The sequence below is a fragment of the Salegentibacter lacus genome (assembly GCF_020164555.1).
Taxonomy (GTDB): domain Bacteria; phylum Bacteroidota; class Bacteroidia; order Flavobacteriales; family Flavobacteriaceae; genus Salegentibacter; species Salegentibacter lacus.
Genome location: NZ_JAIQZB010000018.1, coordinates 53,781 through 74,954, shown reverse-complemented (window position 1 = coordinate 74,954; position 21,174 = coordinate 53,781). Strand labels below are relative to the sequence as shown.

Genomic DNA, 21,174 nt, shown 5'->3' with positions numbered 1-21,174 from the left:
TCTGAAAGAGTATTTTTATAAATTAGGAAATAATAAAATAGATTTTGTTTATGAGGAATTTGTGGCTTTTCACAAGTATATTTTTAATGCTAACAGCCATTACGAATGCACAGGTAGAAGATAACTCAGAATTTCAAATAGAAGTAAATCTAACAAACCCTTCTCGAGAGATTAACGATGGTATTGCCGAAGTTAAAGTGCAGGGAGGTAAAAAGCCTTACAAATATAAATGGAGCAATCAATCTACTGCTTTAGATGCCAGGAAGTCTACCGGGTTGATTGAGGGAATGGAGCATTCCGTTAAGGTTACCGATGCTAATAACAATTCCATTTCTAAATCCTTTACAATTCCAGCGGAATCTATTACCGAAATTTTTAACAGTAACGTACAGCCTGCCGTAGATTTTTTGGGAGGAATTTTATTCTGGGATCCGTTTGCTTCTATGGGCTTATTCGATCCTGTGGTATATACACCCAGTAAGCAAATTCCTATACCTGAATGGGATGCTACCAGTAATGATTCCTATACTCTAAAAGAATGGTTAGTTGCGAAAAAAGCAGATGTTGATGAAGGAGACAAAATTGCTATCCTGGAAACCAATACAGGAGACGAAGTTGATGTTTATTCTCCGGTAAAAGGAAAATTAAATTACCTTATAAAAGAAGGCCACGTAATATTTGACCCTAATAGTACCAGTGATGTGGTAGAGCAGGATGCCCATGTTTTTGCCGAAGTAGTTTATGCTGAGCCGCAACCACTATTGCATCCTAATGGAGATGTGAAAAAGAATGCGATTCCTTTTATTGTAATGTGGTTAATAATTGGAAGTATCTTTTTTACCTTCCGACTTGGTTTTATAAATATCCGCGGATTCAAACATTCCATAGACCTTGCCAGGGGGAAATACGATGATCCAAATGCGCCGGGTACCATTACGCATTTCCAGGCTATGGCCACGGCGGTTTCTGCAACTGTTGGTTTAGGAAATATCGCTGGTGTGGCAGTAGCTATTTCCCTTGGTGGTGCTGGTGCAACTTTTTGGATGTTTTTAGCAGGTTTCTTTGCAATGTCCCTGAAGTTTGTAGAATGTACGCTTGGTGTAAAATACCGCTTTATAAATGATGGAGGCCGAATTTTTGGTGGCCCAATGAATTACTTGCGATATGGTCTGGAAAAAAGAAATATGAGAGGGCTTGGGAAATTCCTGGCTACTTTTTTTGCAGTATTGGGAGTAGGAGCTTCTTTTGGTGGTGGTAATATGCTTCAGTCGAATCAGGCCTTTAAGATTGTTTCTGAACAATTACCTTTTCTACAGGGTCACGGCTTCTGGTTTGGGGTTGGTTTTGCTATCCTGGTTGGAATAGTAATTATTGGTGGTATTAATAGTATTGCTAAAGTTACCGGCAAAGTAGTCCCTTTTATGGCTATAGTTTACATTGCTGGGTGTGCTATTGTAATTGGTACTCATATAGAGAATATAGGTGGTGCATTTTCAGCAATTTTTAATGGAGCACTTTCTGCCGATGCCCTTAAAGGAGGATTTATTGGGGTATTAATCATTGGATTACAGCGTGCTGCTTTCTCCAGTGAAGCAGGGGTAGGTTCTGCCGCTATTGCTCACAGTGCTTCTAAAACCAATAATCCTATAGCCGATGGTTTTACCTCTTTGGTAGAACCATTTATTGATACAATGGTAGTATGTACCATGACCGCTTTGGTACTTATTTTTACAGGTATGCACGAAGTGAACGGACTTGGAGGGGTAGAGCTTACCTCAGATGCATTTGGCAGTGTAATTTCATGGTTTCCGGCTGTTCTTGCTTTCGCTGTATTTTTATTCGCTTTTTCTACTATGGTTTCCTGGTCTTATTACGGAATGAGATCCTGGACCTATTTATTCGGGAAAAGTCTAAAATCAGAAATGGTTTATAAAGTTATGTTCTTATTGTTCGTAGTACTTGGTGCAACAACAAGTCTTGGTGCAGTGCTGAGCTTTTCAGATATGATGATCTTAGCTATGTCTTTTCCTAATATTATAGGTTTGTATATCTTGTCTTCTGAAGTGCGGGAGGATATGAAAATTTACCTCGATAGACTCAAGGCAGGTGAAATTTATATTAGTGAAAAGTTCAGGAAAGCAGCTTAAGGAAGATAAATTGTTCTATAATCGAGATTTAATGCTACGATGCTTTTCTCGAATATTCTTTTTGAATACTTCGTGAGTTCGCTTCGAGGTAGTTTACTTATGGTAATTTCTGAAGAAAATAAAAGAGAAAACTTCCAATTAAATATAGAAGCACATCAATAATATCGGCCGTGTATCTCCAGTGTAGTGGTGGAAGAATTACTTCAAAATAAATGGCATACATCACAAATACTGAAAGTACTGTAAAAAGGTTTAAACGTAAAGTTTTGTCCTTCTTAAGGAACTTTACCGTAAAGAGGCAAATGCTTAATACAATAGGCATACAAAGAAAATTCGCCAGGTAAAATCTAATAAAATCGGGTAGTGGTTGTTCTAAAAAGTAAAGGGTTTGAAGTGCAACGAAAAGAAGACAAAATAGAAAGAATACTGTTTTTAGACTTTTCATAATACCAATAAGGAGACCAGAAAAGCAATTACACCGCCTACTACCATTACCGCAATCCAAATTGAATATCCAACTTTAGAAAAGAAACGCCCAAAACCGGTTTTAGGTTCTTCTTTTTCCTGCACTGGCTTTGAAGCTATATTTTTAGAGGTGCCTGTATTGTTTTTTTGATTGTGTTCCATAGTTAAGTTGCTGTCACTTTGCTAAAAAAGATAAACATTATTTTCAAAATGGAACTGCTTCCGCAGGCTTTAACCGTAATTTAGGGCTTGGCTATAAAAAAATCTTAAAATATTATTCTTCCCATCCCCAGGGAGCATCGGGAGTTTCTACCGGATTTGAAAGATCGAACTCAACCGTAAAATTAGTGTTCGAACCTATTCTTTTTAAATTGTAACTAAATATTTCCTCATCTAAGCTAATCCACCAAACGTTGGTTGCTGCAGCAGGAATAAGGTCGGCGGTTTCCTTATCAGCAGGAAATACCTGGATATTTGCTAATCCTGTATTAGACGATGTTCCGCCATATTGAGTGATTTTATCTTCGGTTCCATCGGGTTTGCGGTGATCATGTTTCAGTTGAATTTTATCATCTTTTAATCTTAAAATCCAGGTTCGGGATTTATTTTCACCTACAAAAAATGGGATTTTAATTTCATTTTCTTCACAGGATCTTACGTGCATCAGTAATTTCTTGTTATCGAAATCATCATTGCCCATTCCCTGGGTTATGGTGCCTTCATAAGATTTTCCGCAATGATGCTGAAGTTGTTTCCAAAAGCTTTCAGCCGGAGTTTCCTGTGCGAATAATGCACTGCTTAAAAAGAATAAAATGAAGTATAATTTCATATCGGAAATGCTGTAAATGTTTTAAATTGCTGCAAAATACACTATTTAAAGCCTTAAACAGATTCTGAATGAAAATTTTCTACTTCATATTTTTAGCATTTTTGGTAATTGGTTGTAACACTTCTAATTCGGTCACTCAAAATACTGAAACCGATAACCCGTCAGAAATGGATTACAGTTACCTCGCGCTGGGTGATTCTTATACCATTGGGGAAAGTGTTCCCGAAAAAGAGCGTTGGCCGGTACAGTTGGTAGCTCAACTAAATGAAAGAGGTTATAAAGTTGCCCCGCCTAAAATTATTGCCAAAACCGGATGGACCTCTGGAAATCTATTAGCTGCAATGAGGTCTGAATTAAATTATACACGAGAATTTGATTTGGTTTCTATTTTAATCGGTGTTAATAATCAATACCAGGGACAAAGTATTGACGATTATGAAGAGGAATTGCGTGAGATTTTTAAGTTGGCGCTTAATCATTCCAAACGTAGGGAAAAAGGAGTTTTTGCGTTGAGCATTCCAGATTATGGAGTAACTCCGTTTGGGCAGGAAAATGCTGAAACTATTGGAGAAGAGATCGATGAATTTAATGCTGTTTTTAGACGTGTTGCTTCAGAATTTGAAGTCGATTTTTATAACATTACTCCAATTTCACGTGAAGCAGAAAGAGACGCCGATCTTATTGCTGAAGATGGTTTGCACCCAAGTGGATTGATGTATCGTTATTGGGTGGATGAAATTATAGATGAAATCCCCCAAATGTTACCTCAATAGCGGAAAAGCTTAGTATTGAAGCGCGTTTTTTTAATTTTAAAAGATGCGCGAAGACTTTTTACAATATCTTTGGAAATACAAGAAATTCGATTTTACCAATGCTGAAACTACGCAGGGAGAAAAAGTACTTCTTATTGACAGCGGCACTCATAATTTTAATTCTGGGCCCGATTTTTTTAATGCCCGGCTAAAAATTGGCGAACAGCTGTGGGCAGGAAATGTTGAATTACATACCAAAGCTTCAGATTGGTATTTTCATCAACACGAGAAGGACAGGAATTACGATAATGTAATTCTACACGTAGTTTGGGAAGACGATATTGAAGTTCAACGGCATAATAAAACATCAATTCCTGCTTTAAGTTTAAAAAATCTGGTTGATAAAAACTTGATTAACGGTTACCAGCAACTCTTTGCTTCGGCTGAAAACTGGATTAACTGTGAGAAAAACTTTAGAGATATAGACGATTTTACCTTGCGACATTGGCAAGAGCGGCTGTATTTAGAGCGTTTAGAAGAGAAATCTATACTTATCCTGGATTTATTAGAAAAGTCTGGTAATAATTGGGAAGCGGTTTTATTCCAGATGTTAGCCAAAAACTTTGGATTGAATCTTAATGGCGATGCGTTTTTAAGTATGGCGCACAGCCTGGATTTTTCGGTTGTACAGAAAGCTTCCCAGAATAATTTACAGCTTGAAGCTTTGTTTTTTGGCCAGGCTGGCTTGCTAAGTAAGCAATTTAATATCCCTTATTATAAAACATTGCAACAGGAATATGGATATCTAAAGCATAAATACAAACTATCGAATTCGGGAGTGATTCCGCCTAAATATTTCAGGTTGAGACCAGACAATTTTCCTAACATCAGGCTTTCCCAGTTAGCTTCTCTTTATTTTAATCAAAAGAATTTATTTTCAGTATTAGTCGCTTCAAAATCTGTAGCCGCAATCTATGAAATTTTAAATGTAGAAACTTCTAAGTTTTGGAGACAGCATTATTCTTTTCCGAAGAAACATAAAGATAGGGAGAAGAAGTTAAGTGCAGCTTTTAAAGATTTGGTGCTTATCAATACTATCATTCCGCTGCGATTTTGTTATTCCCGGAACAGAGGCGATGACGAAATAGATAATTTACTTGATTTAATAGAAAGTATACCTGCTGAAAATAATAAGATTGTAGTGAATTTTAATAAACTAGAAAAAAGTAGTGTAGAAAATGCCTTGCATTCCCAGGCTATGGTGCAATTAAAAAAGAATTACTGTGAGGCTCATAAATGCCTTGATTGTGCGATTGGTGTAAAATTGCTACAACGAAAGACTTAAAATCTTATATTTGTAATGATGACAAAGATGGTTCACAATATTCGTTATTTTTTTGAGAGGCACGGTTTTTATGTGTCCTCTCGTGTAGCTGATAAAATGGGAATGCGCGCTAAAAGTGTACGCTTATTTTTTATTTATGCTTCGTTTGTAACTTTGGGCTCCTGGTTTGTAGTGTATTTAGTTTTGGCTTTTTGGCTAAAACTTAAGGATCTAGTGTACACTAAAAGAACTTCAGTTTTTGATCTCTAACCAGTATTTATCTGCATTTTTTTCAATAAATAGATACATCTTCAAAATTTAATCAAATTAAATTTAACAATCCCTTTACATTTTAACTCCTGAAAATTTGAAAAGGCCTAATTTTTTAGCATCTTGCTTCGCGGAAATTATCATTTTGAATTAAACAACCTTTATACTATATGAGAAAGTATCTGCTTTCAATGTTCTTTTTGTTTTCAATTTTAGCGATTAATGCACAAGAACTGGATGTTCAAGCCAAAGTTGGCAATCCTTCGAATATCATTAATAACGGTTTTATAGACCTGGAAGTAACGGGAGGTGAACCTCCATATACTTACCAATGGTCAGATCCTGAAACTTCTCTGGAATCTTCCAGGGCTGAAGGCCTAACTGAAGGTGTGCCGTACGAAGTTACAGTAACCGACAGTGAGGGCAACTCTGTCACAAAAAGTTTTCAAATAGATGCCGAAGCTATTACCGAGCATTTTAACGGAACCTTTGTTCCTATTGTAGAGGGAATGACAGCTGTGCTTTTCTGGGATCCATTTACCGCTTTGGGAGTTTACGATCCAAAAGTGTATGCAGAGAAAAAATTTGTTCCTACCCCAGAGTGGGCTGCCGATGCAGAAGATAAATTCTCCTTAAAAGAATGGATGGTAGAAGAGGGAGCGCATGTAGATGAAGGTGATCTTATAGCTATTGTAGAGTCAGAGAGTAATGGCGAACTGGAAGTTTTTGCCAATGCTACCGGAACTGTTAATTACCTGGTTGAGGAAGGTAAAATGATCTGGGATTACCAGAACAGTTCAGACCTTATTGAAACAAATGCTCATATGTTGGCTCATATAGTATATGATGAGCCGCAAATGTTGACAAATCCTAACGGGTCTCCACAAAAACATAATATTCCTTTTATTGTTGTTTGGCTAATTTTTGGTGCAGCCTTCTTTACGGTAAAAATGGGCTTCATAAACTTTAAAGGATTTAAACATTCTATAGACCTTGCAAGAGGAAAATATGACGAACCTAATGCGCCTGGTAGTATTACGCACTTTCAGGCCCTGGCTACTGCGGTTTCAGCAACGGTTGGTTTAGGTAATATTGCCGGTGTTGCCGTTGCAATCTCCCTTGGAGGTGCAGGAGCAACTTTTTGGATGATCATTGCCGGTTTGCTGGGGATGGCGTCAAAATTTGTGGAGTGTACACTTGGTGTAAAATATCGTTTTATCAATTCTGAAGGAAGAATCTTTGGAGGACCTATGAACTATTTGCGATATGGTCTAGAAAAAAGAAATATGCGTGGTTTAGGTAAATTCCTTGCTGCATTTTTTGCGGTTCTAGGTATTGGTGCCTCTTTTGGTGGTGGAAATATGTTCCAGGCAAACCAGTCTTTTGAAATTCTTTCAGGACAATTTCCTTTCTTAATCGGAAACGGATTTTGGTTTGGTCTGGGTATAGCTGTTCTTGTGGGAATAGTGATTATTGGTGGGATTCAAAGTATCGCTAAGGTAACAGGTAAGGTAGTGCCATTTATGGCAGTAGTTTATGTAATTGGGGCTTTAACCGTAATATTTATAAATATTGAAAACATAGGTCCGGCATTTGGAGCTATTTATGACGGTGCTTTTAATGCAACAGCGCTTAAAGGTGGAATTATAGGGGTGCTAATTGTTGGATTCCAACGTGCCGCATTTTCTAACGAGGCCGGTGTTGGTTCTGCAGCGATTGCCCACTCTGCAGCAAAAACAAATCATCCGCCGTCTGAAGGTTTCGTAGCTTTATTAGAACCTTTTATAGATACTGTGGTTGTTTGTACTTTAACCGCACTGGTATTAATCTTTACTGGAATGCACGAAGTGCAGGGAATAGGTGGAGTACAATTAACTTCAGATGCTTTTGCAAGTGTAGTTTCCTGGTTCCCTTACGTATTGGCAATGGCCGTTTTCTTATTTGCTTTTTCAACAATGATTTCCTGGTCTTATTACGGAATGCGCTCCTGGACTTATTTATTCGGAAAAAGTAAAAAGACCGAGTTGGCATATAAAATATTATTCCTTGTGTTTGTTGTAGTAGGAGCCTCTATTAGTTTAGGAGCCGTACTCGACTTCTCTGATATGATGATTTTGGCAATGTCTTTTCCTAACATTATAGGACTTTATATAATGTCTGGTGAAGTTAGAAAAGACCTTAATGAATATTCCAGAAAGCTAAAAGCCGGAGAATTATTCAAGAAACAACGCGAGGCAAAAGCCAGCTAATTTTTTATAAAATATGAAACCGATAAAATCCCATTTTGTGTTCACAAAGAGCCAACAAAATGGGATTTTTCTTTTGGTACTTGTTATAATTATTCTTCAGGCCATCTACTATTTTAGTGATTTTTCTACGGGAAGTTCTTCTGAAGGTTTAACTCAGCAGGAAATAGAAGGTTTTCAATCAGAAATAGATTCTATTAAACTGGCCAGGGCTGAAGCAGATACGGTTAAAATCTTTCCTTTTAATCCAAATTACATTACAGATTTTAAAGGTTATACTTTAGGAATGAGTGTAGAAGAAATAGATAAACTTCATCAATTTAGAGATGAAAATAAATGGATTAATTCTGCGGAAGATTTTCAAAGAGTCACCGGAGTTTCAGATTCTCTACTCTCTGCTATCTCACCATTTTTTAAATTCCCGGATTGGGTGATTGAAGCTGAAAGAGAAAAGACGCAAACAAAAACTACTTCATCTTTCGCGGTTTTAGATTTAAATAAAGCTGAAGCAGAAGATTTGCAAACGGTAAATGGAGTTGGGGAGGTGTTGGCCGATAGGATTATAAATTATCGAACTAAAATTGGAGGTTTCCGAAATGAAATTCAGTTAAAAGATATTTATGGTTTAAACTATGAAACCCGGGAGAAAGTCCAGCAGCAATTTAAGGTATTTAATAATGAAGAATTCAATTTAATAAATATTAATCGAGCGAAAGTTTTGGATCTGGTAGAGGTGCCTTATATTAAATATGAACTTGCTCGCGAGATTATAGATTATCGCCAATTGCACGAGGAAATCAATTCTTTTGAAGAATTATCAAAAATAGAAAGTTTTCCTTCAGATAAAATCGATAGAATTCAATTATATTTGAGCTTAGATTGAATATTCGGAAAATTAATGGATTAAAATATTAGCTGTCCGAATTAGTATAGAATTAAAAATTGATTTTATTTTAGTAAACCGGAAGTTAGCTTCCCTTCGGAATAAAAGAAAAAAGAAATTAGCATGAATACATTGTATTTTACAGAGGAGCACGAACTTTTTAGAAAAAGTTTTCAGGACTTTTTACAGAAAGAAGTGGTGCCACATATCGATAAATGGGAAAAATCTGGAACAATAGAACGCTTTATCTGGAAGAAATTTGGTGAGATGGGCTACTTTGGCTTAAACCAGCCGGAAGAATACGGCGGAATGGATCTCGATATTTTTTATACCGTAATCTTCCTGGAAGAACTGCAGAAAATAAATAGTGGTGGTTTTGCTGCTGCTATGTGGGCGCATGCTTATTTAGCGATGACGCACGTTAATAAAGAAGGAGACGATGCGATTAAGAAAAAATATTTAACGCCGAGTATAGAAGGTGATAAAATAGGTTGCCTTTGTATTACCGAACCTTTTGGAGGCTCTGATGTTGCCGGAATGCGTAGTACCGCCATTAAAAAAGGAGATAAATATATTCTTAACGGCTCCAAGACTTTTATCACAAACGGAGTTTATTCAGATTACCTGGTAATAGCTGCCAAGACCGATCCTGATAAAGGAAATAAAGGTATGAGTATCTTTATTGTAGATCGGGATACTCCGGGGATTTCGGCTTCAAAATTAGATAAACTGGGCTGGAGAGCTTCAGATACTGCAGAGCTTGCTTTTGACGATGTAGAAATTCCTGCTGAAAACCTTATGGGTGAAGAAGGAAAAGGTTTTTCTTATATCATGCAGCATTTTGCTTTAGAACGTTTAATTATGGGTGTAAATGCTCACGCCCGTGCTGAATATGCCTTAGATTATGCTCTGGACTATATGGGCGAAAGAGAAGCTTTTGGACGAACTATAGATAAATTTCAGGCTTTAAGACATTCGGTAGCCGATATGGCGAGTGAAGTAGAAATGAACAAGGAGTTTAATTATTCTATCGCAAAACGCCTGGATGATGGACAATATGTGGTGAAAGAAGCCAGTATGTCTAAACTGCTTTCAACCAAAATGGCTGACAAAGTTATTTATGAGTGCCTGCAAATGTTGGGTGGTTATGGTTATATGGAGGATTATCCTTTAGCACGAATGTTCCGAGATAGCCGTTTAGGACCAATTGGTGGCGGAACTTCTGAAATCTTAAGAGAGATTATCGCTAAAATGGTGATCGATAAAAAAGAGTACAAGCCAGCGGCGAAGTAATCTTTTTAGATTGACATTTTTGCGAAGATTTCATATTTATCGCTAAAACGGTGATCGATAAGAAGGAGTATAAGTCTGCTGCAAAATAGATTGAAATAATTTAAATATTAATTGTAGGTTCTAAGATTTAAATTATCTTTGCAGCCTAAAGAAAGGAGGTGATGACACTATGTTAATAATACCAGTAAAAGACGGAGAAAATATAGATAGAGCGCTAAAGCGTTTTAAGCGAAAATTCGATAAAACCGGAACAATGCGCCAGCTGAGAAGCCGCCAGCATTTCACGAAACCTTCTGTTGCGAAGAGAGCTCAGCATCAAAAAGCCGAGTACATCCAGCATTTGAGAGATCAGGAAGATATCTAGTAAAAGGATATAATCGAATTTTTCCGAAGCTATTCGGAAAAACAAATATAACTGTTGATAGATTAAAGTTTGCTAACTTTGTCTATCAACAGTTTTTTTATGCCCTTTTCCCAGTTTTTAGATTATCTGCAGTTGGAGAAAAAATATTCTCCCAATACCCTAACCGCTTATAAAGCCGATTTAAAATCCTTTTCAGAATTTATTCTGTTTGAATTTGAAGAAAAAGATCTTAGTCTGGTGCATTATGCGCAGGTACGTAATTGGATTGTCGCTTTAGTAGATCAAGGTGTTTCCAATAGAAGTATAAACCGAAAAATCTCTTCCTTGAAGGCTTATTATCGCTTTCTCCAAAAAACCGGTGATATAGAATTCTCTCCGCTTGCAAAACATAAAGCATTAAAAACTGCTTCTAAGATCCAGGTTCCTTTTTCTGAAGCCGAAATAACCCAGGTGTTACAGCAAATCGACACTTCAGATTTTGAAGGTTTGCGGGACCGTTTAATCGTAGAGCTTTTTTATGCTACCGGAATAAGACGTATAGAACTTATTGAGATCAAACTTGAAAATGTAGATCTTTCGGGAAAATACATTAAAGTACTGGGGAAAAGGCAAAAGGAAAGAATTATACCGCTTTTACCCGGCGTGATTTCTAATCTGGAAAATTATATAAGTAAACGAGCAGATTTGGTGAAAGGGCAGGAGACACCTTATTTATTTGTTACTCAAAAAGGTATTAAATTATACGAAAGTCTTGTTTATAGAATTATTAATAATTATTTTAGTAAGGTGTCTGGCAAAATAAAAAGGAGTCCGCATATATTGCGGCATTCATTTGCTACACATTTATTGAACCAGGGCGCCAACCTAAACGCGGTAAAAGAATTACTTGGGCATTCCAGTCTTGCGGCCACGCAGGTATATACCCATAATAGTATTTCAGAACTTAGTAAAGTTCATCAAATGGCGCATCCCAGGAACAAAAAGACCAATTAAAATAATGTTTAATTAAATTCTACAGAAGATGAAAGTAAATGTGCAGTCTGTTAACTTTAACGCCGATCAAAAATTAATTGATTTCATCCAGCGCAAAATGGATAGGCTTGAAAATTATTATGATAAGATTATCTATGCAGATGTCTTTCTAAAAGTTCAAAATACCAGCGGAAAGGATAATAAGATCACCGAAATTTTATTGAGCATACCTGGTGGGGATATTATGGTAAAAAAAACATGTAAGAAATTTGAAGAATGCGTAGATGAATGTGCTTCATCGCTACAAAGACAGTTAATTAAACGCAAAGAAAAATTAAGTGCGCACGTTTAAATATTTTTTTCGCAGAATTGTTTTGTGAAAGGAATAATTTATATACATTTGCAGTCCGTTAGAAATAGCGGACTTTTTTGTGCTAAAAATTTAGCGTAAAGGCCGATGTAGCTCAGCTGGCTAGAGCAGCTGATTTGTAATCAGCAGGTCGTGGGTTCGAGTCCCTCCATCGGCTCTTGAAAATGTGAATTGCTTTGGATTGGAGATCGCTTATGATTTTCATTGAATTGGGACGAGAAGTGTATCCTGAGTGATAGTCGAAGAAAGTCCTTCTATTGGCTCTTGAAATTTTGAAGTAAAGTTTTTTGTTAGGTTTAATATACTGAAGATTAAACCACTAAAATTTTTAAAGAAAAATTTTCAAAAATGCTTTGGACGGTGCTGTAAAATTACGTTTATTTGCAGCCGTTAAAAAAAACAAACCGTCATAAAGCTTAGCTGGCACGCCAGCTATGGTTCTATGAAATAGTGGAAAAATAAATTTGGGGAGATACTCAAGCGGCCAACGAGGGCAGACTGTAAATCTGCTGTTTTCAACTTCGCAGGTTCGAATCCTGCTCTCCCCACAACATTTAAAGTTCAAGATTCAAGGATGTGAAAATCCAGGGACTTTAAATTGAAGCCTTGAATCGATAATGCGGGAGTAGCTCAGTTGGTAGAGCGTCAGCCTTCCAAGCTGAATGTCGCCGGTTCGAACCCGGTCTCCCGCTCTTAATTGGAGAACAGGAAGTTTTGCTTCTTGTTTTCTAGATTTATTTTTCCGGTTTAAGTAACTATTAAACATCCCGTAAACCAATGTTGGTTTATGGTTTTTCTTGTTTGAACCGGTGAACCTTGAAAGTGGAAACTTTCGGCTTGCCGACGTAGCTCAGGGGTAGAGCGTTTCCTTGGTAAGGAAGAGGTCACGAGTTCAATTCTCGTCGTTGGCTCTAGATTGTATTAAATTGAACACTAATATATAACTAAGATTAAATAAGTATTAATTATGGCAAAGGAAACATACGATCGTTCCAAACCGCACCTTAACATAGGTACAATTGGACACGTGGATCACGGAAAAACGACTTTAACAGCAGCGATTACTAAAGTAATGGCTGATGCTGGATATTCAGAAGCTAGTGCTTTTGATCAAATTGATAATGCTCCTGAAGAAAAAGAAAGAGGTATTACAATTAACTCTTCTCACGTAGAGTATCAAACTGCTAACCGTCACTACGCTCACGTTGACTGTCCTGGTCACGCCGATTATGTAAAGAACATGGTTACTGGTGCTGCTCAAATGGACGGTGCAATTCTTGTAGTTGCTGCAACTGATGGGCCTATGCCACAAACTCGTGAGCACATCCTTCTTGGACGCCAGGTTGGTATCCCAAGAATCGTTGTATTCTTAAATAAAGTAGACCTTGTTGATGATGAGGAGCTTTTGGAGCTAGTTGAAATGGAAGTTAGAGATCTTCTTTCTTTTTATGAGTATGATGGTGATAATGGTCCTGTAATTTCAGGTTCTGCACTTGGAGCCCTAGAAGGAGATGAAAAGTGGTCTAAAACCGTTCTTGATTTGATGGAAGCTGTAGATAGCTGGATTGAATTACCAGAGCGTGATGTAGATAAGCCTTTCTTGATGCCTATTGAAGATGTATTCTCTATTACAGGTCGTGGTACTGTTGCAACTGGTCGTATTGAGACTGGTGTTGCAAACACTGGAGATCCTGTAGAGATCATTGGTATGGGAGCTGAAAAACTTACTTCTACTATTACTGGTGTTGAGATGTTCCGTAAAATCCTTGATAGAGGTGAAGCTGGAGATAACGTTGGTATCCTATTAAGAGGTATTGAGAAGTCTCAGATTTCTAGAGGTATGGTAATTACTAAGCCTGGATCTGTAACTCCTCACGCTAAGTTTAAAGCAGAGGTTTATATCCTTAAAAAAGAAGAAGGTGGACGTCACACTCCATTCCATAATAACTACCGTCCTCAGTTCTACGTACGTACAACTGACGTAACAGGAACAATTAGTCTTCCTGATGGAGTTGAAATGGTAATGCCTGGTGATAACCTTACAATTACTGTTGAACTTATCCAGACTATCGCAATGAATGTTGGTCTACGTTTCGCTATCCGTGAAGGTGGTAGAACTGTAGGTGCTGGACAGGTTACTGAAATTTTAGACTAATTACAGTTTAGATATAAAAAGGTTTCCCGCTCGGGCGGGAAACCTTCATTTATATTATATTTACGGGTTTAGCTCAGTTGGTAGAGCACTGGTCTCCAAAACCAGGTGTCGGGAGTTCGAGCCTCTCAACCCGTGCAAATACCTTTAGAATCACATGGCAGGAATTGTTAATTACATATCAGAATCTTACAACGAATTAAGAAACCATGTTACCTGGACAAGCTGGCCCGAAGCACAGAGGCTAACCATCCTTGTAGCAGTTTTTTCTATAATTTTCTCACTGGCTATTTGGGGAGTAGATACCGTATTTAGCTCGGCTATCGAAGAATATTTCAAATGGATTAAATCTTAAAAATATTAGGATGGCAGAAGGAAAGGAAAAAAAGTGGTATGTAGTTCGTGCCGTTAGCGGTCAGGAAAATAAGGTTAAAGACTATATTGAAAAGGAAGTTGCTCATCTTGGGATGGAAGACTACCTAGATCAAATTCTAGTTCCTACCGAAAAAGTTATCCAGATTAGAAATGGTAAGAAAGTAAATAAAGAACGTGTTTATTTTCCGGGATATGTAATGATTCAGGCTAGCCTTGATGGTGAAATGCCACACGTGATAAAAAATATTAACGGTGTTATTGGATTTCTAGGAGAAACAAAAGGAGGAGATCCTGTTCCGCTTAGAAGATCTGAAGTTAACAGAATGCTTGGTAAAGTAGATGAACTTTCAGTAAAAACCGATAATGTTGCGATACCTTTTACTATTGGGGAAACCATAAAAGTTATAGATGGTCCGTTTAACGGCTTTAATGGTACAGTAGAAAAGATAAATGAAGAAAAGCGTAAGCTTGAGGTAATGGTGAAAATTTTCGGTAGAAAAACACCATTAGAATTAAGCTATATGCAAGTAGAAAAAGTATAAAAATTTAGTTACATATTTTTTGATGGTTTTTTAAAGCTTCCACTCTAACAAACTATCACCTTAAAAATTTAGAAAATGGCAAAAGAAGTAAGTAAAGTTGTAAAACTACAAGTTCGTGGAGGTGCTGCTAACCCATCACCACCAGTTGGACCTGCTTTGGGTGCTGCCGGGGTAAATATCATGGAATTCTGTAAGCAATTCAATGGTAGAACCCAGGATAAACAAGGTAAAGTATTGCCGGTTGCGATTACGGTTTATTCAGATAAGTCTTTTGACTTTGTGATTAAAACCCCTCCAGCTGCAGTACAATTGTTGGAAGCATCTAAGAACAAAAAGGGTTCAGGAGAACCAAACAGAAAAAAAATAGCAAGTGTTTCTTGGGATCAGGTTAAAACTATTGCAGAAGATAAGATGCAGGATTTAAACGCCTTCACCATAGAATCTGCAATGAAAATGGTTGCTGGAACGGCTCGTTCAATGGGAATAACTGTAAAAGGTGATGCACCGTTTTAATCCAAAAAGAAATTAAAAATGGCAAAATTAACTAAAAAGCAAAAAGAAGCCCAATCTAAGATCGAGAGCAATAAAGCTTACTCGGTGGCGGAAGCTTCAGCTTTAATTAAAGAAGTTGCTAACGAGAACTTCGATGCATCTGTGGATTTAGCGATTCGTTTGAATGTAGATCCAAGGAAAGCCAACCAAATGGTAAGAGGTGTTGTAACCCTTCCACACGGAACTGGTAAAGATGTAAAAGTACTTGCGTTAGTTACTCCAGATAAGGAAGAAGAGGCTAAAGAAGCCGGAGCTGATTATGTTGGTCTTGATGAATATCTAGACAAGATAAAAGGTGGATGGACAGATGTAGATGTAATTATCACTATGCCTAGCGTAATGGGTAAATTAGGACCTTTGGGACGAGTACTTGGACCAAGAGGGCTTATGCCTAACCCAAAAACAGGAACAGTAACTATGGATGTTGCAAAAGCAGTATCTGATGTTAAAGCTGGTAAAATTGACTTTAAAGTTGATAAAACCGGTATTGTTCACGCTGGAATTGGAAAAGCATCTTTTGAAGCTGAAAAAATTGCTGGAAACGCGAGAGAATTATTAACTACTTTAGTGAAGTTGAAACCTCAGGCATCTAAGGGTGTGTATATTAAGAGTATACACATGTCTTCTACGATGAGCCCGAGCGTTCAGGTTGATACTAAAAGGTTCACTGAGCAATAATAGTATAGATTATGACAAGAGAAGAAAAATCAATAGTAATTGAAGATTTAACTGCCCAGTTAACAGATAATTCTGTGGTTTATTTAGCAGATATATCTGGCCTTGATGCCGGAACGACTTCAAACCTACGTAGAGCTTGTTTTAAAGCTAACGTAAAGCTGGCTGTAGTTAAGAATACGTTGCTTGCTAAAGCAATGGAAGCTTCAGATAAAGAATTTGGAGACCTTCCTTCAGTTTTGAAAGGCAATACTTCCATAATGTTTTCTGAAACCGGTAATGCACCGGCCAAAGTAATTAAGGAATTTAGAAAGAAAAACGATAAACCACTACTTAAAGGAGCTTTTGTTGAAGAAGCTGTTTATGTAGGAGACGATTACCTTGACGCACTTGTAAACATCAAGTCTAAAGAAGAGGTTATTGGAGATATCGTTGGATTATTACAATCACCTGCTAAGAATGTTATTTCAGCACTTAAGTCTGGTGGTGGTAAAATCGCAGGAATCCTTAAAACGCTTTCTGAAAAGGAAGAAAAATAAGTACGCACTTTTAACAATTATAAATTAAAGAACTTTTTAAAAACGATAGAAAATGGCAGATTTAAAAGAATTCGCAGAACAATTGGTTAACTTAACCGTAAAAGAAGTAAATGAGTTAGCTGATATCTTAAAAGAAGAATATGGTATAGAGCCTGCTGCGGCTGCAGTAGCTGTTGCTGGTGGCGGTGCTGCTGCTGGTGAAGAGGTTGAAGAGCAAACTGAATTTGATGTAATTCTTACAGCTCCAGGTGGATCTAAACTAGCAGTTGTAAAACTTGTAAAAGAACTTACAGGTCTTGGTCTTAAAGATGCTAAAGCATTAGTAGATGGCGCACCAGCTCCAGTTAAAGAAGGAGTAGCTAAAGACGAAGCAGAAGCACTTAAAGCACAGCTAGAAGAAGCAGGAGCTGAGGTTGAGCTTAAATAAGCTTGCCACAGCAATATTATTTAGGTTTAGACCTCAGGATTCGCTCCTGAAGGTCTAAACCCTTTTGCGTATATAGGGGATTAACCTCTTGCGCGCCCGTTTTTTTATAAATTATAATCCGTCCATTGATGTTAGCAAAGCAAACTGAAAGAGTGAGTTTCTCTTCTGTAAAGAACAGACCTGATTACCCGGACTTCCTGGATATCCAGATCAAGTCTTTTCAGGATTTCTTTCAACTAGAAACCAAATCAGAAGAGCGGGGAAATGAAGGTCTCTATAATACCTTCCTGGAAAACTTCCCAATTACGGACACCCGTAACCAATTTGTACTAGAATTTTTAGATTATTTTGTGGACCCGCCAAGATATTCCATTCAGGAGTGTATAGAGCGTGGTTTAACGTATAGTGTGCCTCTTAAAGCAAGATTAAAACTATATTGTACCGACCCTGAACACGAAGATTTTGAAACCATCGTACAGGACGTTTACTTAGGAACTATACCTTATATGACTCCAAGTGGTACTTTTTGTATCAACGGGGCAGAACGTGTGGTAGTTTCTCAGCTTCACCGTTCACCAGGAGTTTTCTTTGGACAATCGTTCCACGCAAACGGAACAAAACTTTATTCTGCCCGTGTAATTCCTTTTAAAGGTTCCTGGATAGAATTTGCTACCGATATTAATAGCGTTATGTATGCTTATATCGATAGAAAGAAAAAATTACCTGTTACTACACTTTTCCGCGCCATCGGTTTTGAACGCGATAAAGATATTTTAGAAATCTTTGACCTTGCTGAAGAGGTGAAAGTTTCAAAAACAGGACTTAAAAAAGTATTAGGTCGTAAACTTGCGGCCCGTGTATTGAATACCTGGTATGAAGATTTTGTAGATGAAGATACAGGAGAGGTAGTTTCAATAGAACGTAATGAGATCGTTTTAGATCGTGATACAGAACTTGAAAAAGAGCATATAGAAGAAATTCTTGAAACCGGAAGTAAGACTATTCTTCTTCATAAAGAAGATAATCAAACCGGAGATTATGCTATTATTCATAATACATTACAAAAAGATCCTACCAACTCTGAAAAAGAAGCGGTAGAACATATTTATCGTCAACTTCGTAATGCTGAACCGCCAGATGAGGAAACTGCACGTGGTATTATCGATAAATTATTCTTCTCAGATCAGCGTTACAGCCTTGGAGAAGTTGGTCGATACAGAATGAACAAAAAATTAGGTCTTGATGTTGCTATGGATAAGCAAGTGCTTACCAAAGAAGACATTATTACCATAATTAAATATTTAATCGAGCTTATTAATTCTAAAGCTGAGATTGATGATATTGACCACTTATCTAATCGTCGTGTTAGAACTGTAGGTGAGCAATTGTCTCAACAGTTTGGAGTTGGTTTAGCGCGTATGGCCAGAACCATTCGTGAGCGAATGAATGTTCGTGACAACGAGGTATTTACCCCGATAGATTTGATTAACGCGAAGACACTTTCTTCAGTGATCAACTCTTTCTTCGGTACCAACCAGTTGTCTCAGTTTATGGATCAAACCAACCCGCTGGCAGAAATCACGCACAAGCGTAGACTTTCGGCATTAGGGCCAGGTGGTTTATCAAGGGAAAGAGCAGGTTTTGAGGTACGTGATGTTCACTATACGCACTACGGAAGACTTTGCCCTATTGAAACTCCTGAAGGACCAAACATTGGACTTATTTCTTCACTTTCAGTGTATGCTAAAGTGAATGGAATGGGCTTCATTGAAACGCCATATCGTAAAGTTGATAATGGAAAATTAGATTTTTCACAGGAACCTATTTATTTAAGTGCTGAAGAGGAAGAGGACAAGAAAATTGCCCAGGCTAACATTCCGCTTAAAGAAGATGGTACTATAGATTCTGAAAGGGTAATTGCCCGAATGGAAGGTGACTTCCCGGTTGTTGATCCTAAAGAGGTTCATTATACTGATGTTGCACCAAACCAGATTTCGTCTATATCGGCTTCGTTAATTCCGTTCCTGGAACATGATGATGCAAACCGTGCTTTGATGGGATCTAACATGATGCGCCAGGCATTACCATTGTTGCAAGCCGATTCTCCAATTGTTGGAACCGGATTGGAACGACAGGTAGCTACAGATTCTCGAGTATTGATTAATGCTGAAGGAGAAGGTGAAGTAGAGTATGTAGATGCCAAGCAAATTATAATAAAATACGACAGAACTGAAGAGGAACGTATGGTGAGCTTTGATAGTGATTCAAAGTCATACAATCTTATTAAGTTCCGTAAAACTAACCAGGGTTCTTCTATTAACCTTAAACCAATTGTTAGGGTTGGAGATAGAGTAACCAAAGGTCAGGTTTTATGTCAGGGATATGCTACTGAAGCTGGGGAACTTGCTTTAGGTAGAAACATGAAGGTTGCCTTTATGCCTTGGAAAGGTTACAACTTTGAGGATGCGATTGTAATTTCAGAAAAAGTGGTTAGAGAGGATATCTTTACTTCTATCCATATTGATGAATATTCGCTTGAAGTTCGTGACACTAAATTAGGAAACGAAGAATTAACCAATGATATTCCTAATGTTTCAGAAGAGGCTACTAAAGACCTTGATGAACACGGGATGATTAGAATTGGTGCCGAGGTTAAACCTGGCGATATTCTTATTGGTAAGATTACTCCAAAAGGAGAAAGCGATCCAACACCGGAAGAAAAATTACTTCGTGCCATCTTTGGAGATAAAGCCGGTGATGTTAAAGATGCATCGCTTAAAGCATCTCCATCTTTAAATGGTGTGGTTATAGAGAAGAAACTCTTTGCCCGTGCTATTAAAGATAAGCGTAAGAGAGCTCAGGATAAGGAAGATATTGCAGCACTTGAGAAAAAGTACGATGCAAAATTCGCCAATCTAAAAGCTGAACTTGTAGATAAGTTATTCACCATTATAGGTGGAAAAACTGCTCAGGGAGTTCAAAACGACCTTGGAGAAGAGGTAATGCCAAAAGGAAAGAAGTATACATTGAAAATGCTTAACGCAGTAGACGACTATACTCACTTAACTCATGGTACCTGGACTACAGATGATCACTTGAACACTTTGGTTGCAGACCTTATTCACAATTATAAAATTAAGGAAAACGATCTTCAGGGTAACCTAAGGAGAGAGAAGTTTACGGTCTCTGTTGGAGATGAGCTTCCTTCCGGAATCCTTAAACTTGCTAAGGTTTACATCGCTAAGAAACGTAAACTAAAAGTAGGTGATAAAATGGCAGGACGTCACGGTAACAAAGGTATTGTTGCAAGAATCGTTCGCCAGGAAGATATGCCATTCCTTGATGATGGTACACCGGTTGATATCGTGTTGAACCCACTTGGGGTACCTTCACGTATGAACATTGGTCAGATCTATGAAACTGTACTTGGATGGGCAGGACAAAAGCTTGGTAACAAATATGCAACTCCAATTTTCGATGGAGCTACCATAGACCAGATTAACGAGCTTACTGATGAAGCCGGAATTCCAAGATACGGACATACTTATCTATATGATGGTGGAACAGGAGATCGTTTTGACCAACCTGCAACTGTAGGGGTGATCTATATGTTGAAATTAGGACATATGATTGAAGATAAGATGCACGCCAGATCTATTGGGCCATACTCGCTTATTACACAGCAACCACTTGGTGGTAAAGCACAATTTGGTGGACAGCGTTTTGGTGAAATGGAGGTTTGGGCACTTGAGGCCTATGGAGCTTCAGCAACATTGCGTGAAATCTTAACAGTGAAGTCAGATGATGTGATAGGAAGGGCTAAAACTTACGAGTCTATCGTAAAAGGAGAGCCTATGCCAGAACCCGGCCTGCCGGAATCTTTCAACGTACTTATGCACGAATTGAAAGGTCTTGGTTTGGATATTAAATTAGAAGAATAAAATACTGTTTATAACGGGGTGTTACGGCACCCCAATAACAGGTTTTTCACAATAAT

Annotated in this window: 21 protein-coding genes and 5 tRNA genes; 23 read left to right on the top strand and 3 right to left on the bottom strand. The window is 37.7% G+C overall.

Annotated elements, in window-relative coordinates; all coding sequences use genetic code 11:
* The first annotated feature begins 86 nt into the window (after positions 1 to 86).
* Positions 87 to 2,147 (top strand): amino acid carrier protein, encoded by a 2,061-nt coding sequence (locus LB465_RS14455; protein WP_224470602.1) that lies wholly within the window; start codon positions 87 to 89, stop codon positions 2,145 to 2,147.
* Between the two features lie 97 nt (positions 2,148 to 2,244).
* Here LB465_RS14455 and LB465_RS14450 read toward each other — a convergent pair whose 3' ends face one another.
* From LB465_RS14450 to LB465_RS14440, 3 genes are all read right to left on the bottom strand, one after another.
* A complete protein-coding gene (locus LB465_RS14450) occupies positions 2,245 to 2,592 on the bottom strand; it encodes a hypothetical protein (RefSeq protein WP_224470601.1) in 348 nt (115 codons plus the stop codon).
* Positions 2,589 to 2,774 (bottom strand): hypothetical protein, encoded by a 186-nt coding sequence (locus tag LB465_RS14445; RefSeq protein WP_224470600.1) that lies wholly within the window; start codon positions 2,772 to 2,774, stop codon positions 2,589 to 2,591. Before LB465_RS14445 ends, LB465_RS14450 begins: the two co-directional genes overlap by 4 nt.
* Positions 2,775 to 2,886: 112 nt before the next feature.
* Complete coding sequence (locus LB465_RS14440; protein ID WP_224470599.1) at positions 2,887 to 3,441, bottom strand: hypothetical protein; 555 nt, start codon at positions 3,439 to 3,441, stop codon at positions 2,887 to 2,889.
* 68 nt (positions 3,442 to 3,509) lie between these two features.
* On the opposite strand from LB465_RS14440, the gene LB465_RS14435 reads away from it, so the two are divergent.
* The 22 genes from LB465_RS14435 to rpoB all read left to right on the top strand — a co-directional run bounded on the left by LB465_RS14435 (position 3,510) and on the right by rpoB (position 21,118).
* Positions 3,510 to 4,214, top strand: a complete 705-nt coding sequence (locus tag LB465_RS14435) for an SGNH/GDSL hydrolase family protein (RefSeq protein WP_224470598.1) — start codon at positions 3,510 to 3,512, stop codon at positions 4,212 to 4,214.
* Between the two features lie 43 nt (positions 4,215 to 4,257).
* A complete protein-coding gene (locus tag LB465_RS14430; protein ID WP_224470597.1) occupies positions 4,258 to 5,538 on the top strand; it encodes a DUF2851 family protein in 1,281 nt (426 codons plus the stop codon).
* A gap of 18 nt (positions 5,539 to 5,556) precedes the next feature.
* On the top strand, positions 5,557 to 5,787 hold the full coding sequence (locus LB465_RS14425; RefSeq protein WP_075325989.1) for a PspC family transcriptional regulator: 231 nt from the start codon (positions 5,557 to 5,559) through the stop codon (positions 5,785 to 5,787).
* A 170-nt stretch (positions 5,788 to 5,957) separates the two neighbouring features.
* Positions 5,958 to 8,036 (top strand): amino acid carrier protein, encoded by a 2,079-nt coding sequence (locus tag LB465_RS14420; RefSeq protein WP_224470596.1) that lies wholly within the window; start codon positions 5,958 to 5,960, stop codon positions 8,034 to 8,036.
* Between the two features lie 13 nt (positions 8,037 to 8,049).
* Complete coding sequence (locus LB465_RS14415) at positions 8,050 to 8,916, top strand: ComEA family DNA-binding protein (RefSeq protein ID WP_224470595.1); 867 nt, start codon at positions 8,050 to 8,052, stop codon at positions 8,914 to 8,916.
* A gap of 123 nt (positions 8,917 to 9,039) precedes the next feature.
* Positions 9,040 to 10,209, top strand: a complete 1,170-nt coding sequence (locus LB465_RS14410; protein ID WP_224470594.1) for an acyl-CoA dehydrogenase family protein — start codon at positions 9,040 to 9,042, stop codon at positions 10,207 to 10,209.
* 169 nt (positions 10,210 to 10,378) lie between these two features.
* Positions 10,379 to 10,573 carry a 30S ribosomal protein S21 gene (gene rpsU, locus LB465_RS14405; RefSeq protein ID WP_070055026.1) on the top strand — a complete coding sequence of 65 codons (195 nt, stop codon included), beginning with the start codon at positions 10,379 to 10,381 and terminating at the stop codon, positions 10,571 to 10,573.
* 99 nt (positions 10,574 to 10,672) lie between these two features.
* Positions 10,673 to 11,566 (top strand): tyrosine-type recombinase/integrase, encoded by an 894-nt coding sequence (locus tag LB465_RS14400; RefSeq protein WP_224470593.1) that lies wholly within the window; start codon positions 10,673 to 10,675, stop codon positions 11,564 to 11,566.
* 28 nt (positions 11,567 to 11,594) lie between these two features.
* Complete coding sequence (hpf, locus tag LB465_RS14395) at positions 11,595 to 11,897, top strand: ribosome hibernation-promoting factor, HPF/YfiA family (RefSeq protein ID WP_224470591.1); 303 nt, start codon at positions 11,595 to 11,597, stop codon at positions 11,895 to 11,897.
* A 101-nt stretch (positions 11,898 to 11,998) separates the two neighbouring features.
* Positions 11,999 to 12,072 (top strand) — tRNA-Thr (locus LB465_RS14390).
* 309 nt (positions 12,073 to 12,381) lie between these two features.
* Positions 12,382 to 12,463: transfer RNA gene (locus LB465_RS14385), tRNA-Tyr, on the top strand.
* 71 nt (positions 12,464 to 12,534) lie between these two features.
* Positions 12,535 to 12,607, top strand: a tRNA-Gly gene (locus LB465_RS14380).
* 147 nt (positions 12,608 to 12,754) lie between these two features.
* Positions 12,755 to 12,826, top strand: a tRNA-Thr gene (locus tag LB465_RS14375).
* 56 nt (positions 12,827 to 12,882) lie between these two features.
* Positions 12,883 to 14,070: an elongation factor Tu gene (tuf, locus tag LB465_RS14370; RefSeq protein ID WP_224470590.1), complete on the top strand. Its 1,188-nt coding sequence runs from the start codon at positions 12,883 to 12,885 to the stop codon at positions 14,068 to 14,070.
* Between the two features lie 62 nt (positions 14,071 to 14,132).
* Positions 14,133 to 14,205: transfer RNA gene (locus LB465_RS14365), tRNA-Trp, on the top strand.
* Between the two features lie 19 nt (positions 14,206 to 14,224).
* Positions 14,225 to 14,422 carry a preprotein translocase subunit SecE gene (gene secE, locus LB465_RS14360; protein ID WP_224470588.1) on the top strand — a complete coding sequence of 66 codons (198 nt, stop codon included), beginning with the start codon at positions 14,225 to 14,227 and terminating at the stop codon, positions 14,420 to 14,422.
* Positions 14,423 to 14,432: 10 nt separating this feature from the next.
* Positions 14,433 to 14,984, top strand: a complete 552-nt coding sequence (gene nusG, locus LB465_RS14355) for a transcription termination/antitermination protein NusG (protein WP_224470587.1) — start codon at positions 14,433 to 14,435, stop codon at positions 14,982 to 14,984.
* Between the two features lie 75 nt (positions 14,985 to 15,059).
* Positions 15,060 to 15,497: a 50S ribosomal protein L11 gene (gene rplK / locus LB465_RS14350; protein WP_224470586.1), complete on the top strand. Its 438-nt coding sequence runs from the start codon at positions 15,060 to 15,062 to the stop codon at positions 15,495 to 15,497.
* Between the two features lie 18 nt (positions 15,498 to 15,515).
* Positions 15,516 to 16,214: a 50S ribosomal protein L1 gene (rplA, locus tag LB465_RS14345; RefSeq protein WP_224470585.1), complete on the top strand. Its 699-nt coding sequence runs from the start codon at positions 15,516 to 15,518 to the stop codon at positions 16,212 to 16,214.
* 11 nt (positions 16,215 to 16,225) lie between these two features.
* Positions 16,226 to 16,750 (top strand): 50S ribosomal protein L10, encoded by a 525-nt coding sequence (gene rplJ / locus LB465_RS14340; protein WP_224470584.1) that lies wholly within the window; start codon positions 16,226 to 16,228, stop codon positions 16,748 to 16,750.
* Between the two features lie 52 nt (positions 16,751 to 16,802).
* Complete coding sequence (rplL, locus tag LB465_RS14335; RefSeq protein ID WP_224470583.1) at positions 16,803 to 17,177, top strand: 50S ribosomal protein L7/L12; 375 nt, start codon at positions 16,803 to 16,805, stop codon at positions 17,175 to 17,177.
* Positions 17,178 to 17,305: 128 nt separating this feature from the next.
* Entirely contained in the window at positions 17,306 to 21,118 is a 3,813-nt protein-coding gene (rpoB, locus tag LB465_RS14330; RefSeq protein ID WP_224470582.1) for a DNA-directed RNA polymerase subunit beta, read from the top strand.
* Positions 21,119 to 21,174 lie beyond the last annotated feature (56 nt).

Excerpts from the sequence above, each read along its gene's own strand:
- LB465_RS14455 (WP_224470602.1), top strand. The coding sequence starts at position 87 with ATGCTAACAGCCATTACGAATGCACAGGTAGAAGATAACTCAGAATTT.
- LB465_RS14450 (WP_224470601.1), bottom strand. The coding sequence starts at position 2,592 with ATGAAAAGTCTAAAAACAGTATTCTTTCTATTTTGTCTTCTTTTCGTT.
- LB465_RS14445 (WP_224470600.1), bottom strand. The coding sequence starts at position 2,774 with ATGGAACACAATCAAAAAAACAATACAGGCACCTCTAAAAATATAGCT.
- LB465_RS14440 (WP_224470599.1), bottom strand. The coding sequence starts at position 3,441 with ATGAAATTATACTTCATTTTATTCTTTTTAAGCAGTGCATTATTCGCA.
- LB465_RS14435 (WP_224470598.1), top strand. The coding sequence starts at position 3,510 with ATGAAAATTTTCTACTTCATATTTTTAGCATTTTTGGTAATTGGTTGT.
- LB465_RS14430 (WP_224470597.1), top strand. The coding sequence starts at position 4,258 with ATGCGCGAAGACTTTTTACAATATCTTTGGAAATACAAGAAATTCGAT.
- LB465_RS14425 (WP_075325989.1), top strand. The coding sequence starts at position 5,557 with ATGACAAAGATGGTTCACAATATTCGTTATTTTTTTGAGAGGCACGGT.
- LB465_RS14420 (WP_224470596.1), top strand. The coding sequence starts at position 5,958 with ATGAGAAAGTATCTGCTTTCAATGTTCTTTTTGTTTTCAATTTTAGCG.
- LB465_RS14415 (WP_224470595.1), top strand. The coding sequence starts at position 8,050 with ATGAAACCGATAAAATCCCATTTTGTGTTCACAAAGAGCCAACAAAAT.
- LB465_RS14410 (WP_224470594.1), top strand. The coding sequence starts at position 9,040 with ATGAATACATTGTATTTTACAGAGGAGCACGAACTTTTTAGAAAAAGT.
- rpsU (WP_070055026.1), top strand. The coding sequence starts at position 10,379 with ATGTTAATAATACCAGTAAAAGACGGAGAAAATATAGATAGAGCGCTA.
- LB465_RS14400 (WP_224470593.1), top strand. The coding sequence starts at position 10,673 with ATGCCCTTTTCCCAGTTTTTAGATTATCTGCAGTTGGAGAAAAAATAT.
- hpf (WP_224470591.1), top strand. The coding sequence starts at position 11,595 with ATGAAAGTAAATGTGCAGTCTGTTAACTTTAACGCCGATCAAAAATTA.
- tuf (WP_224470590.1), top strand. The coding sequence starts at position 12,883 with ATGGCAAAGGAAACATACGATCGTTCCAAACCGCACCTTAACATAGGT.
- secE (WP_224470588.1), top strand. The coding sequence starts at position 14,225 with ATGGCAGGAATTGTTAATTACATATCAGAATCTTACAACGAATTAAGA.
- nusG (WP_224470587.1), top strand. The coding sequence starts at position 14,433 with ATGGCAGAAGGAAAGGAAAAAAAGTGGTATGTAGTTCGTGCCGTTAGC.
- rplK (WP_224470586.1), top strand. The coding sequence starts at position 15,060 with ATGGCAAAAGAAGTAAGTAAAGTTGTAAAACTACAAGTTCGTGGAGGT.
- rplA (WP_224470585.1), top strand. The coding sequence starts at position 15,516 with ATGGCAAAATTAACTAAAAAGCAAAAAGAAGCCCAATCTAAGATCGAG.
- rplJ (WP_224470584.1), top strand. The coding sequence starts at position 16,226 with ATGACAAGAGAAGAAAAATCAATAGTAATTGAAGATTTAACTGCCCAG.
- rplL (WP_224470583.1), top strand. The coding sequence starts at position 16,803 with ATGGCAGATTTAAAAGAATTCGCAGAACAATTGGTTAACTTAACCGTA.
- rpoB (WP_224470582.1), top strand. The coding sequence starts at position 17,306 with ATGTTAGCAAAGCAAACTGAAAGAGTGAGTTTCTCTTCTGTAAAGAAC.